At 43.4% G+C, this 636-nt stretch carries 1 pseudogene; it reads right to left on the reverse strand.

Going from position 1 to position 636, the window contains the following annotated elements:
- Positions 1-636: pseudogene (locus tag ACFINZ_RS11340) on the reverse strand (hypothetical protein); the annotation flags it as partial.

The raw sequence follows: 636 nt of genomic DNA on the forward strand, positions 1-636 counted from the left end.
CGTTTGAACCAATCGCAATTGAATACATTTTTTCAGCATTAGCATGGGAACCTATAGCAATAGCATCTTTCTCATACGCTATTACGAATCTATCTTGTTCATCATCTTCTACAGGTTCGCTACCACCTATTGCAATAGCGCCACTCGCTCGAGCTTCCGCTTGGAAACCTATAGCAACTGTATACCTCTCAATTGCCTTTGTTCTGACACCTAAAGCAACAGCATTCAACCCAGATGCCAATGCAAGCCCACCAAGAGCGACTGCAGATTCCCCTGATGCTTCTGATCTAACACCCATGGCAACACTTGCTTTTCCGCTTGCAAGTGCAGAAACACCAAAAGCTTGTGCTCCACCAGCCTTTGTAGTTGCACCAGCACCAAATGCTGTTGAATAATTCCCTGTTGCCGAAGCTCCACAACCGGTTACAAAAGAATAAACACCATAAGCTTCAGGTAGAGCATTCGCAATACCACCAGTCGCTGTTCCCATATAACTAGCTTTATTGATCAGATTTCCATCACTAGTCCAAGTAACCTTTTCAGTGGTCGTGCCATAAGGTTTACGACCATTAAAAACTTTCTCACCAATAAATCGCTCATATTGTTCTTGTGCGGTTATTCGTTGATTATCGGAAA

Source organism: Bartonella sp. AA81SXKL (assembly GCF_042196945.1).
Taxonomy (GTDB): Bacteria; Pseudomonadota; Alphaproteobacteria; order Rhizobiales; family Rhizobiaceae; genus Bartonella.